9 protein-coding genes are annotated in these 13,672 nt (G+C 35.7%); 2 read left to right on the top strand and 7 right to left on the bottom strand.

The window, feature by feature from the left end:
* Positions 1–568: 568 nt before the first annotated feature.
* Complete coding sequence (locus tag RCG17_RS17305) at positions 569–2,257, bottom strand: methyl-accepting chemotaxis protein (protein WP_308171376.1); 1,689 nt, start codon at positions 2,255–2,257, stop codon at positions 569–571.
* A gap of 250 nt (positions 2,258–2,507) precedes the next feature.
* Between RCG17_RS17305 and RCG17_RS17300 the strand changes: the two genes are divergently transcribed.
* Together RCG17_RS17300 and RCG17_RS17295 are read left to right on the top strand one after the other, a co-directional pair.
* Positions 2,508–3,440, top strand: a complete 933-nt coding sequence (locus RCG17_RS17300) for a methyl-accepting chemotaxis protein (protein WP_308171375.1) — start codon at positions 2,508–2,510, stop codon at positions 3,438–3,440.
* A gap of 3 nt (positions 3,441–3,443) precedes the next feature.
* Complete coding sequence (locus RCG17_RS17295; protein WP_308171374.1) at positions 3,444–4,349, top strand: chemotaxis protein; 906 nt, start codon at positions 3,444–3,446, stop codon at positions 4,347–4,349.
* Between the two features lie 860 nt (positions 4,350–5,209).
* On the opposite strand, the gene RCG17_RS17290 is transcribed toward RCG17_RS17295, so the two are convergent.
* The 6 genes from RCG17_RS17290 to pdaA all read right to left on the bottom strand — a co-directional run bounded on the left by RCG17_RS17290 (position 5,210) and on the right by pdaA (position 13,536).
* Positions 5,210–6,847 carry a PAS domain S-box protein gene (locus RCG17_RS17290; protein WP_308171373.1) on the bottom strand — a complete coding sequence of 546 codons (1,638 nt, stop codon included), beginning with the start codon at positions 6,845–6,847 and terminating at the stop codon, positions 5,210–5,212.
* A 95-nt stretch (positions 6,848–6,942) separates the two neighbouring features.
* Positions 6,943–8,517 (bottom strand): EAL domain-containing protein, encoded by a 1,575-nt coding sequence (locus RCG17_RS17285; RefSeq protein ID WP_308171372.1) that lies wholly within the window; start codon positions 8,515–8,517, stop codon positions 6,943–6,945.
* Positions 8,518–8,860: 343 nt separating this feature from the next.
* Positions 8,861–9,133: a chemotaxis protein CheX gene (locus RCG17_RS17280; protein WP_308171371.1), complete on the bottom strand. Its 273-nt coding sequence runs from the start codon at positions 9,131–9,133 to the stop codon at positions 8,861–8,863.
* 1,274 nt (positions 9,134–10,407) lie between these two features.
* Positions 10,408–11,790: a 23S rRNA (uracil(1939)-C(5))-methyltransferase RlmD gene (gene rlmD / locus RCG17_RS17275; protein WP_308171370.1), complete on the bottom strand. Its 1,383-nt coding sequence runs from the start codon at positions 11,788–11,790 to the stop codon at positions 10,408–10,410.
* A 15-nt stretch (positions 11,791–11,805) separates the two neighbouring features.
* The gene (locus RCG17_RS17270; protein ID WP_308171369.1) at positions 11,806–12,684 is read right to left on the bottom strand and encodes a DNA-3-methyladenine glycosylase family protein; all 879 of its coding nucleotides are present in this window, start codon (positions 12,682–12,684) and stop codon (positions 11,806–11,808) included.
* 84 nt (positions 12,685–12,768) lie between these two features.
* Positions 12,769–13,536: a delta-lactam-biosynthetic de-N-acetylase gene (gene pdaA, locus RCG17_RS17265; RefSeq protein WP_308171368.1), complete on the bottom strand. Its 768-nt coding sequence runs from the start codon at positions 13,534–13,536 to the stop codon at positions 12,769–12,771.
* Positions 13,537–13,672 lie beyond the last annotated feature (136 nt).

Here is a 13,672-nt window from a genome sequence, read left to right as displayed (position 1 = left end):
CCTACAACTTCAATTTGGAAGGGGCACAAGCCATTTCTAAGAAATATTTCCGGTATAACATGCAACCACACAGACACGTAATATATCACTATTCCACAGCCAGCCTTCAGATGTCTCCTTAGTCTCTTTCATTGGTAATATCGTCACTTTTTAATTGCAGTTTCATGCGAATTACCTTTTATTGATAATTACTCTTTGCTAAGTAATCCCCTTCCCTCCTTTAATCTGTATCTATTACCAAAATAAAAAGCCCACATTCTATTTAATTAGGATATGAGCTTATGAAATATTATTAATTTATATTAAAATTTATTTAGGCCATTTTGATTTCTTATTAAATTTAGTGTTTTACAGTAGGCAAGAAAATAGTGAATACGCTGATAGTCTCCATCCACTCCACAATAACTCCATCAAACGCATTTTACATTGAACGAAATAGACTGACGTTGTTCTATACAGTGAGGTTAGTAACAGATTAGAAAAGGAAACTTAGAAAGTTTTCTACTATTCTCAGATCACTTTTATTTTTTCGTGTGCTAGTGATACGATTGCTTTTGTTAGGGATATACTAAATCTTAAACTTTGCAACAATCTCTTGCATTTCTTGAGCCAGTTCGCTTAATGATTCTGTTGCAGAAGTAATTTCCTCCACGGAGGCTAATTGCTCTTGTGATGCAGCTGCAACATTTTGTGATTTTGCAGAGGCTTCTTTTGCAATAGATGATAATTGCGATACAGAGGCCGCCACTTGTTGCGTACTGGCTGAAATTTGTTCAGATGCGGCAGATACTTCTTGTATTTGTTCATTTACATCTGAAACAGCTATTAATATTTCTTTAAAATCCACACCAGTTTCAAAAATGATTGTTTTGCCCTGTACTACTTCTTTTGAATTTTCAGTAATACTTTGATTTACCTTTTCCGTATCTTTTTGAATATATTCAATAAGTTCTACTATTTGAGAAGCAGAGGTACGAGATTGGTCTGCTAATTTTCGAACCTCATCAGCTACAACAGCAAATCCTTTTCCATGCTCGCCAGCTCGTGCCGCCTCAATTGCTGCATTTAAGGCAAGTAAATTTGTTTGTTCTGTAATATTGGTTATAACTTCAATAATTTTCCCTATTTCAAGTGATCGATCTTTCAAGTGTTGAATTGCAGTTACCATATTTTCTGTTTCTTTTTCAATCGTAGTCATCTGTAGAATGGCTTTGTTTATAGATGTTTGTCCATGCTCCGATAAAGTACTAGTTTTTTCTGCTGATTCTTTCACGGTTAAAGCAGATTCTGCAATTCTTTGTGTACCCATTGCAACTTCTTCCATCGCAATGGCACTTTCCTCAGAGCTCTCTACCTGTACTTCAGAACCGCTTGCAACTTCTTGAATGGCAGAAGTAATTTGCTCTGTTACTTGTGTGGATTGTTCCGTTGTGGCAAACAGTTCTTCCGATGCAGCCGCCATTTGTTCTGCACTTATATTAATTTTTTTAATAACGTTTCGAAGGTTTTGTGTCATATCATTGAAAGAAATACCAAGATCACCGATTTCATCGTTTGCCCTTATTTTTATCTTCTCTTGACTTAAATCACCATCAGCAATTTTTCTGGCAGCATTAGAGAATATTTTAATGCGTTTCGATAAAGAGTTTCCAATATAAAAGGCAATGATTCCACTAATAAGTAAGGCAAAAACGCTGAATAGCAAAAGGATAATTTGAATGGTCGCCACTTTTGAATTGGCCTCATTGCGGATTTGGGCAGTCTGTTTATCCTGAATCTGAATCATCTCATTTGCTTTTGCCCTAAAACCAGTTACAAGAGGATAGCCATCTTTGGAAAGCACGCTTACATAGCTCGGGTCATTTTTCTTCTTCAAGGCAATCATTTTATCAGAAACCAGTGCATATTGCTCACTAAACTTCTGCAATTGGGAAAACACATTTCCTTCATTCGTACTTTTATCCATTGTGGATACTTTTTTATTTAATATGTTATATTTACTTTCAGAATCAGCTAGAACAGTTAATGAATTTTGGTTTCCTAGAAGTAGATAACCACGTGTGGCAAGTTCAATCTCCTTTTCAGATTCCACAAGTTGATGAATAAGATTGGCTTTTTTTATAGAGTTATTTAATAAATTCTCGTATGTATTTTTTATGGAATTCATTTCATAATAAGCAAACCCTACCATGATAAACATTAGAAATAAAGCGGAACCAAAACCTAAAGATAGTTTTTTCCCTATTGTTAATCTCAATTTTCTCCCCCGGATTTCTTTAAGTATTTTTTAACGTTATGAGAAAGCTCTTTACACTTTATCAATTATTTTATCACTATAAAAATGAGATTTATGAGAAGAAAGTCACACTTTCAAATATTAAATTATAGTTTAATGTTATATAAGAGGTTCAAAAGTCACATTTTAACAAAACTAAGATATCAATCGTTTGGGGGTTAAAAATGTTATTATCCAGAAAGAAATATCAAAGTTTGATAGAAGAAAAAGATTGCATGAAAAAAAGCTAGAGTTTGTTATTGAAGAAGCAAAAAAAAGTAACCAGTCTTCAAAGGAGTTTATAGAATCTTTTAGTATAGAGTTATCAAGAACTATTGAACAACATGAATTGGTCAATAGTCAGCACCATTTGATGGGGGATTTGATTGAAAAAATAAAGGGACGTTTTCTTAAAGTCAATATCCACAGTGAGCATTCATATGAGAATTCAGCTATCCTTTCCCAAAAAGGAGAAGCATTGCTTAAATCGGCAGAAGACATGGTGATAAAAACAGAAGAAGGCCGGCAATCTGTTGAAAAGGTTGAACAATTAATCTTACTGTTAGGTAAACAACTAGAAGAAACGTATTCTAAAATGAATCAGCTTAATGAACGCTCAAAGGAAATCGAATTAATTGTTAAAGTCATTAAGGAGATTGCAGACCAAACAAATTTATTAGCACTAAACGCTTCCATTGAAGCAGCAAGAGCTGGAGAACAAGGAAAAGGATTTGCTGTTGTGGCAGAAGAAGTCCGAAAGTTAGCAGAAAGTACTGCGGATAGTACGAATAGCATTAGTGAATTAACAAGAAGCATTCGGTTAGATATTCAAGAAACATTAAAATCAACCACTGCAAGTACGGAACTTGTTCTAAATGGGGTTCATTTAAGTGCAGATACATCACAGAAAATAGACTACATATCGAAAATAATCAATAGTGTTAAAACTGAAGTAGATAGTGTTAATAAAAAAATCGAGGAACAAAAGGAATCCTCCCAAAATGTGATGAGTGAAATCAGTGATACAAAACATCTTTTTGAACAAGCTAATGGAGTGATTATAAAACATATCGAGGATGCAAGTGTAGTTGACGATAAATTAAAAGAGGCAATGGAACAAGTGAAACTTTTAGAACATAGAAAGCTAGAATTTACGGAGGTATAACAAGTGAAGGAAAAAGGTATCTTGCTTGAAAGTGGAACAAATGAACTTGAAATCGTTGAATTTACTGTAGCAAATTCTAAATTTGGTATCAATGTTATAAAGGTAAGAGAAATCATTAATCCTATTCCAATTGTAAAAGTCCCCCATTCTCATGAAAGCATGGAAGGAATTATGGAAATCAGAGGCGAGGTTCTACCAGTTGTTAATATTGCCAAAGCGTTGGGATATCCCGAATCTGAACAGCCAATACACGATAAATATATTGTTACTGAATTTAATCAGCAAAAGGTTATTCTTCATGTTCACGGCGTTGATAAAATTAATCGAATTTCATGGAGTGAAATTGAAAAACCAACAAATTTACTTCAAAGTGCAGATAATCTTATTACTGGAATTGTCCGCAAAGAGGATAATTTGATCTTACTTTTAGACTTTGAAAAAATTGTTGTTGATATTAATCCGTTTGTAGGAATAAACACTGAAAGATTAAAAAAGGTAAAGAAACAAGACCGCTCACAATATAAAATTGTTGTGGCTGAGGATTCCAGTTTACTAAGAAGTCTAATCTCAAATACATTATTAGAAGCGGGCTTCCAAAAAATAGATATTTTTGAAAATGGGAAAGATGCCTTAAACTATTTAAGTACAGGTATTACAAATAAAACAGATATAGAAAAAACGGTTGATTTAATTATTACGGACATTGAAATGCCTGTTATGGATGGCCTATTTTTTACAAAGCAGGTCAAGGAAAACCCGTTATTATCCAATATTCCGGTTGTAATTTTCTCTTCCCTTATTACTGATGATTTACGTCATAAAGGGGAAAATGTTGGAGCAGACGCACAAGTAAGTAAACCTGAAATTGGGGAATTGATCAATGTAATCGATCAGTTGATTGGGAAATAACCACCTTTTATCAAAATTTAGGAATACAAACCTGATATACAATCAAAAATACAAAAGAAGCCTACAAAGGATTTACCCAATGTAGGCTTCTTTGTTTTAAAATTGTAAGCGTCAATATCCATATTCTGCACTTTCTCATTGATCTTGTGTTTGGCTTTCTGATTGCCATATGTTGTAAAGTGTTGAAGTTGGATAATCTAACCAAACATCATCACTGGTAATTTGTCGGAAAGGTAATTTTGTATCTGGATCTCTATAACAACAAATACGGTTCCAATGCTGAATCTACCAACGGGTTAATACAGTGAGGAAAACAACAGAATAGATACAGCGGTAACGAAGAAAAAATGGTCGAAACACTTACAGGGCAAGAAATCGGGATAATATTGAACAAAGAAAAAGGACTGGACCACTTTTAGATCCAGCCTGAATTTCAATTGAGACCACTACGATTACATACATATCGCTGTGGTTACTCGTTCTTACAAGTATCCATTCCTTCGGGCATCAACTATTTGCAGTTGGTAAGAACTTTGTAGCACAAAAACCGAGATAATATCAGCTATACATAATCCTTGATTTATCCTGCCTTTTCCAACCTTCAATCAAACCTTTGATCAAATAAAAAGAACCAAGAAGCCGTACCCGTCGATATGCTTCCCGACTTTTATATTAATTCCTATTCATTTCCTGTTTTCCCTGCATCGGTACCAACATAGTTACAGTAGGGAAGAATTAAGTTTCACGGAAATAAAAAAGTGTTCTTTAAAGGTAGCTATCCAACATGATGACAACTAAAGAGCTTCTCAAATCCTTGCGGTTCTTGTTTAAGTAACCCTGCTATATCTCTAATTCTCTTCTTAGAATTCACCTTTCGAAGAATACACTTTAATATTATTTTTTCCGTTCTCCTTTGCTTCATATAAGGCGGTATCAGCATGTTTCATCAATTCATGTCTGGAAATTCCATCTTTGGGGTAAAAAGCAATACCTATACTGGAAGTCGTTAAAAAGACATGCTTTCCAATTTGCCAAGGCTCACGAAGAGATGTAAGAATTCGGTCAGCAATTTTTATTGCATCCTGTTTCTCTTGTATTTCTAAAAGAAGGATCGTAAATTCATCTCCACCTTGTCGAGTGATTATGTCGCCTTCTCTGAGCTGATTACCTACCCTCTTTGAAAATTGTTTGAGGAGTTCATCGCCCACATCATGACCATACCTATCATTGACTTGTTTAAAGTCATCAATATCCATAAACATTACAGTAAGTTTTCTTCCATATTGCTTCGCTTCTTTAAGTGACTGTTCCAGTTTTTCTTTGAAAAATCTTCGATTCGAAATTCCAGTTAAACTATCGTGGTAACTCAAATATTCCAAATGACGTTGGAGTTTCTTTCGCTCTGTAATTTCACGACCAGCAAATAAAATATGTTGAAGTTCCCCGTTCCTATCAAATACAGGCGTTCCCTTCACTTCCAACCAAACGTCATATCCCATATTATGCTTCTGAATGATTTCGCAAGTTTTGGATTTTGAAATGTGCTCCGAATCATTAGAAGTATCTGTAAAGGTCTCATCCAGTAGCTGGCAAAGTCCTCTCTTCCCTATATATTCTTCTGGTTCATAACCCAATATTATTTTATGAGATGGTGAGGCATAGGAAATTATGCCATCGGGGTTCACGAGTTGAACTAAATCAAGAGAGTTTTCTGTTAAGAGGCGATACTTATTTTCGCTTTCCTTTAAGGCATTTTCAATTTTTTTCTTTTCTGTAACATCATTAAATATAGTTAAAATTGTAGGAATCCCATTAAAGGAAATCCAAATTCCCACCATCTCAACAATAATCACTTCCCCATCCCGCCGCATCATCTTTATTTCAGTAAGTGGCAGCTCCTTCCCAATATCTGTTTCAGAAATCCTTTGTTTGTACATTTCATGTTCGTTAGGATGAATATAGGAAAAAATTAGTTTATCCATCAAATTCTCCTCGTTTAACATACTTAATGCTGATGGATTGGCATAAAGAATGGTTCCTTTTCGATGAACCAGAATCCCTTTTGGCGAATACTCCACCAACTTCCGATACCGCTCTTCACTTTCCTTTAATGATGCCTCTAATTGTTTCTGCCTCGTCATATCTTTCGCAACGCAAAAAATACCAACAATTTTGTTTTGAATCATTAAAGGTATGCTCTTCACATGCAAATGGAGGATATCTCCGCTTCTATGAAAAACATCTATACTATCCTCACACGAAGTCCCTTGTAACACTTGTCCAAAGTAATTGTTTACCTTTTCTACTTGTTCAGGAACGATAAATTCTTGATAATGGATTCCTTTGACCTCTTCTTGGGAGTAGCCAAAAATTTTTGTTACTACTGGATTAACCTCCTCAACTTTCCCATCTTTAGAAAAAACGAATATAGCATCAGGATTATGTTCAATAATAGATCGGTATATCTCAGCAAATGATTCTTTTAACATGTCATTCATAAATAAAGCCCTCCAAAAAAGTTACCTATTACGGACTTTAGAGTTTTTAATCGTAATATGTGGGTTCCTGATTTCATGTGCAATGCTGTACTCTTCTACTTTCTTTCTGAAATATCTCTGCCTACTGCAAGTATATATTTAAAATTATTGCTTTCATCGTAGATAGGGGTAACTTTAGCCTCAATATAAACCCAACCTCCCTGAGAATGTTGATGTCGAAATTCAACTTGACAAGACTCTTTTGTTTCGATCATAGAAGAAAATTGTAATTGAATAGCGGGAACATCATCTGGATGAACCAAATCAAAAGCCCAGTGTGTTTCATATTCTTTGGGAGTATACCCCAACACCTTTTTATGAGAAGGAGATGCATAGAGTACCGCGCCATCTATGTCAAATGTTGCAATTAAATCAAGTATATTCTCTTCAATAAGGCGGTATTTGGATTCACTTAATCTTAACGCTTCTACCACCCACTTCTGTTCAGAAATGTCGTAGCAGGAACCAATTACCTCAACCACTTGTCCACCCCTATAAATAGGGCTTAACGAAGCACTATAATAAATGCCATTTAATTCTCCTTCATATGTTACATCCTCTTCGCCTTCCCATGCTTTTTGGTAAAATAAAGAAATCTCATCGACAACTTTCATTGGCAGAAAGTCTCTTAGCTCTTTTCCGACAACTTTTTCAGGGGTAAGTCCCATTTTATACATCAACTTGCCATCAGATAGTAAATGGATAAATTTACCATTTTCTTTTTTTATCTTAAAGATCAAACCTTGTTGTAATCTTACGGTATCATATAAATCTTGACGTGCGGTTTCTAACATTTCTTCCAAACGTTTTTGCTTATTAACCTTTTGAGGAATTCCCTCACGAGGTATAATTTGTTCAATCTGATTAAAACGTTGGATTAATTCCTCTTGAGGAACGGGCTTACTAAACAGGTAGCCCTGCCCTATATTGCAATGATTTTGCTGCAGAAAAACCAATTGATCCTTTGATTCAATTCCTTCAGCAATAACATTTAGTTTTAATTGATGTGCCATTGCAATAATTGATTTTACAATCTTTGCATCGTTTAAATCAGTGGGACAATTTCGAACAAAAGATTGGTCAATCTTAATTTTATCAATTGGAAATTCACGTAAATAACGAAGAGAGCTAAAACCTGTTCCAAAGTCATCCAAGCTAATTTGTACCCCAAGTCGTTTCAATCCCATTAGAGTGTGAAAAACTTGATTTTTGTCCATCATCATACTTTCTGTAATTTCCAAAGCTAGATATTCAGGATTAAATCTCGTTTCTTCTAAAATATCTTGGACTCTTTCGACAAAGTTTGGCTGATAAAGTTGACGTACGGAAAGATTAACGGACAAAATAATAGGGGGTAGACCTGCTTCCCTCCAAGAATAAGTTTCTAAACAAGCCGTTCGTAATACCCACTCACCAATTGGGACAATTAGTCCTGTTTTTTCTGCAAGAGGAATAAATTCCGCCGGTAAGACTAATCCCTTATTTGGATGTTCCCATCTAATCAATGCCTCAACACCAATAATTCTTCCTGAAACTAAATCTGGTTTTGGTTGGTAATATACTCTAAATTCATTTCTTTCAAGTGCCTCTCGAAGATCCGTTTCTAATTGATCCTCTTTTGCAAGAATCATTTTCCCTTCCCCCAGCATTTTATTATTAACCTATAGTTTTTATTATCATCAAAAGCCATCCATTTCGGAAACAATTATATTTATATACCTTATTAATTCTAATCATGGTGAAGTTAATCATAGTTTTTAAGTTATTTTATGTCTAAAATTTGAATATTAAATACCACCTTTTACTTTGTTAATAATTTATCCTTTCAGAATAAAAACCGAAGATAGCTGAATTGCTTCAGAAAGTCTTCGGCTTTGCAGTATGCACGACTCTATTTATGTTTATGGTAGAAAATCTGTCATAAAAACAATCTGGTGGGCTTCTTATAATTAATACTTTAAATCATTCAAAACTCTAAATTAAATCCTCCGACATCACATTTATTGTTAAAGTTCCTACTCCTTGAAGCTCAATTGGGATAACAATAGTAGGAACCTTGTTTGATATTTCAATTTTTTCCCCGATCAATAAAGAGGGAGGGGTAATATCAATGTTTATATCTTTACTTGCAAAAATACTGCCAGTGTTACCCATAATCATGTTTCCCATTTCTGAAATTGCACTCTTACTCATTTCATCTAGTTCTTCTACAGGAGGAGTCTCCTGATAATAGGTCAATATACTCAAAAATATTTTTCCCGTTTTTTTACTGTATTAAAATGAGTGGCTTTTACTTTTTAAGTTTAGAAAACTACTTTGGCTTTAAATAGATGTGGAATGACCTAAAGTTTTTTAGTAAAGACAAAAATTTGATGGATAAATATAGTATCCCCTTTTCCTCAATCCCTTGCCATTCCTGCCTTTGTCCTATTTTCTGATTTCTGCAGGTATTTGCTGTTATTTAGTCAGGATTTTCCCTTCTCTCTCCATCAAGCCTTTGCAATTGTAAGCTCCATGCCCTCTTTTTCTTCTATTTTTTCTGTTATTAGGTTCTTCCCTCAAAGGGCTTTCTTTTCTCCATTATCCCCTCTACTCGGCTTGCATCGAATATTCTGACTATGCAATATAGTTTTTCCCTGAACGGGAACTGAATAAAGAGGTAAACATGAGAAAAGAAACAGAATTCCCCTCTTTTCTCATGGCTCTTTTTCTTCTTTTCCGTGTTTTCTTTCGAACTGTATAGAAACGATGTTGAGGCAACATTCAAACACGTTATGAACCCTTACGGGGCAAGGAATTGGATCGGTATTGGAACACGAAAAAAAGATTAACCACTATTGGATCCACCCGAACTTGTATTATTTTTTTATTGATCAAACGTTTGATTAAAGGTTGAATAACGGTTCCTTGGCTGCTCGTTCCACCTGGATTCCCTAGCGGTCCTGTACCGACTATGTGACAGTAGGAAAAACTTTGTAGCAGAGGGCAGAGGAAAATAACAGCTATATAAAAATAGAGACAACTTTGTGGAAAACCATACTCTACCATTACTAATTTTATGAAATTCCATGGCGTATCTACATTCAAACTTTTAATTCGAAAATTAACTTCATTGTTTACTCTTTTCTCTATTTTCCATCTTATGGATTAAATATTACAAACTAAATTAGAATCTTCTTTCCTACTATGTTCAACAAATTTTTAAATTTCCGAAATCCCCCGCCTCCAATCCGCATTCCACCGTCGCTATGAAAATAAAGTTTTCCGATGGAACCCCCATTTTGAAGGTTTTTTGATTCAAAAATGGCCGTTTTTTCGCCTGTTTTTCCGCATTTTTTTCACGTTTTTTTCGGTTTTAAAATAAAGTCTTCCGAAAGTTGGTCAAGAGCAACTAACGGGAAAAGCCAGTCAGGACAAGGGATGGAGCATGGAACAGCCCTGAAATCGGAAAAGTATTTTTTCACAAAATCAGGGCTGCAATCGGAATTTTCTATTTTGGTTCGGAAGAGTTCATTTTTGGGCTACAATTTTAAAATGAGTTGCGAGATACATTCCACATGTGCAGTCTGCGGGAACATATCGACTGACTGGATGTACTTCACTTCATATTTCTTACTTAACGTTTGTATATTCTTAGCTAAGGTAGACGGATTACATGAAACATAGATAAGTTTTTTCGGTTCCACATGGAGGATGGTTTGGAGCAGCTGGTCGTCCAAACCTGTTCTAGGTGGATCTACAACGATAACATCTGGCTTCCAGCCTTTTTTCACCCATTTTGGGAGAACCTCTTCTGCTTTACCTGGTACGTATTTGGTATTAGTGAAGCCATGACGTTTTGCATTTTTCTTGGCATCCTCAATCGACTCCGAGATGACGTCCATTCCACGAACCTCTTTTGCCTGGTCTGCCAGCCACAAGCCAATTGTACCGACACCGCAATAAGCATCCACCACTTTTTCAGTACCTGTCAAATCTGCTGCCTTTTTTACTTCATTATAAAGGACCACTGTTTGGACTGGATTCAACTGAAAGAAGGTGCGGGCAGACAATTCAAATTGGAGATCGCCCAGCGTTTCTTGGATAAATTCCTCGCCAGCTAATGCCCTTGTCTCATCTCCAAAAATTAGGGAAGTTTTTTGTCCATTAATATTCTGGATAACTGATTTCACATTTGGTAAACGTTTTTGAATTTCTTCTATTAAAGTGTTCGCCTGTGGAATTTCCTTTTGCGAAGTAATTAAAACGACCTGAAGCTCACCAGTTTGGATCCCCACCCGAGTAACAATTGTCCGAACAATTCCCTTTTTTGTTTTTTCATTATAAATCGGAATATGTAAATCCTCTAGAATTTGCTTCACCTTTACGGTAGCTTCAGTGGTATGAGCATGCTGAACCGCACAATGGTCAATATCAATCAGCTTATGTGAGTTCAATCCATACAATCCAGCCAGGACTTTACCGTCTTTTTCTCCAACTTGAAAGCTACTTTTATTACGGTACCCCCATGGCTCTTCCATTCCGAGCGTATCGCGGATATCTAAGCTATCAATATTGAGCTTTGTATGCCGCTCAAGTGATTGAATCACGATATCACGTTTTTCTTTCAATTGCTGGTCATATCGCAAATGCTGCAGCTGACAGCCTCCGCAAATATCATAAACAGGACAAAGCGGTTTAACTCGATAGGGAGATTGAATACGAATCTTTTTTATTTTTGCTTCTGCAAACTTGGGCTGTACTTTTGTGGCTTCAACGACCACTTCTTCGCCTGGCAGCGCACCTGGAACAAACACCACTTGCTTTTTAAAATAACCGACGCCTTCTCCATTAATTCCAAGACGTTTGATCGTGAGCGGAAAGGTTTGTGTTGGCTTAATTCTTACTATTTGTTCATTTTTCATTCTCTTCACTCCAAATTATTCAATGCTTCTCCATAAATACAAAGAAGCATAGCTCAAGTATGGCTCCCACTCTTTTTTGTATTGCTCCATTTGCTCCAGGGTTGGCTTTTGCTCAAGCTTATATAGTTTTTTCAATGCATTTTGAATCCCGATATCAGCTGTTGGAAAAAGATTTTGACGCCCAAGACCAAACAGCAGAAGATTTTGGATTGTCCAATTCCCCACACCGCGGAGTTTAATTAAACGATTAAATATTTCTTCCTCACTTGCATGCTTAAGCGATTCTAAATTAAGTTCACCTTCTGCAACCGCTTTGCCTACGCCAATCACATATTCTGCTTTTCTTTGGCTAAATTGAAGTTCCCGCAATTGGCTCACTTCAAGGCCTGCAACAGTTTCTGGGCTTGGATAAAACCAAACTCCTTCTTGTTCAAAACCGAAAGTTTTTACAAACCGTTCCGTTAAGGTGTAAGCAAATTTTAAATTTAATTGCTGATGAATAATACATTTTAATAAACAACCAAACACATCAAAATCGAGAACAAGCGGAGTCCCGATATGTTCATTAAAAAGCTCACTCAGATCTGTTTTTTGAAAATGTTCGAGAATAGGATTTAGGGGGACATTCCATTGGAAAATTTCCGACACTCTTTCCATCAAAGTGGATTGTAACGTCTGATTTATCCCTCTTAATATAAAAATAGGGTTATCGACTGTTCCAGCTGCCTTAATTTCAACAACATGCGGTTCATCGTTTAACACAACCGGCACTTTTATGAAACGATTATTTTTATCAATATTGTTTAGCGGGTCAAGCGAATGCCTTTCCAAGACCCGATCAAAATTATAAGGCCCTTCAATTTGAATTTTTTCCTGCCACACGTACTTTTCCATCCTTTTCGTATTTCCCGTTATTATAGCATGTTTTCAAGGATAGAGGAAAAGCCGAATTCCATATGGATCGGCTTTGTGTAGGCATTATTTTTTCTTTGGAAAATCATCAAGACTTTTGAATTTATAACCTTTCTTCTTTAAATCTTTAATAACTTTATCCAATGCATCGGCGTTATCCTTTGAGACGGTATGTAAAAGGATGACTGCACCAGGATGAACCTGTCTCATAATATTGTCATAGGAATACTTCCAGCCTCTTTGGTGGTTGATATTCCAATCGACAAAAGCCAGTGACCACATAACATGTGTATAACCTGCATCTTTTGCCACTTTCAAAGTTCTTTCACTTAAAACCCCCCTTGGAGGCCGAACATATTTCATTTTCTTTTGACCTGTCAATTTTTTCGTAGCAACTTTTACTTTATCTAACTCTTCTCTGATTCTGTCATCACTTTTTGTTGTTAAATCAGGATGAAACCACGAATGATTTCCAACGATATGACCCTCTTTTACCATTTGTTTTACTAACTTCGGCTGCGATTCCAAGTAATGTCCTGTTACAAAAAATGTAGCTGGAACCTTTTCTTTTTTTAGTACCGCCAGGATTTTAGGCGTATAGCCATTTTCATAGCCGTTATCGAAAGTGAGATATAAAGTCTTCGAGTTTGGGTCACCCTTATAAAAGCCGCCATACTTTTCTAAAACAGCATCAAGCTGCGGTCCTGCTTCTGCTTGCTGTTCATTTACACCTTTCTTAAAGCCCCAATGAATGGGCTGATTGGATAAGGCATGTGCATAAGAAGGTCCAATTACCATTGCAAAAAAAATGACAAGATAGCTTAATACCCGCATTTCCATGTTCCCCCTATTTTTGCTTTTTCTTATTGTTTGTTATATTTGGAAAAACATGATTGGAATTATAAGGGATTCATGCGTGACTGTTTATTTGCAAAAAAAGATAGACCCCTTTCGGAGCCTACCTTTTGTA

The sequence above is a fragment of the Neobacillus sp. PS3-12 genome (assembly GCF_030915385.1).
Lineage (GTDB): Bacteria > Bacillota > Bacilli > Bacillales > Cytobacillaceae > JAEVLT01.
The sequence above is the reverse complement of the archived record's forward strand: the minus strand, read 5'-3'. Positions and strand labels throughout refer to the sequence as shown.

Bases quoted from the DNA above. Each gene is read 5' to 3' on its own strand.
- RCG17_RS17285 (WP_308171372.1), bottom strand. From the start codon at position 8,517: ATGATTCTTGCAAAAGAGGATCAATTAGAAACGGATCTTCGAGAGGCA.
- pdaA (WP_308171368.1), bottom strand. From the start codon at position 13,536: ATGCGGGTATTAAGCTATCTTGTCATTTTTTTTGCAATGGTAATTGGA.
- rlmD (WP_308171370.1), bottom strand. From the start codon at position 11,790: ATGAAAAATGAACAAATAGTAAGAATTAAGCCAACACAAACCTTTCCG.
- RCG17_RS17290 (WP_308171373.1), bottom strand. From the start codon at position 6,847: ATGAATGACATGTTAAAAGAATCATTTGCTGAGATATACCGATCTATT.
- RCG17_RS17270 (WP_308171369.1), bottom strand. From the start codon at position 12,684: ATGGAAAAGTACGTGTGGCAGGAAAAAATTCAAATTGAAGGGCCTTAT.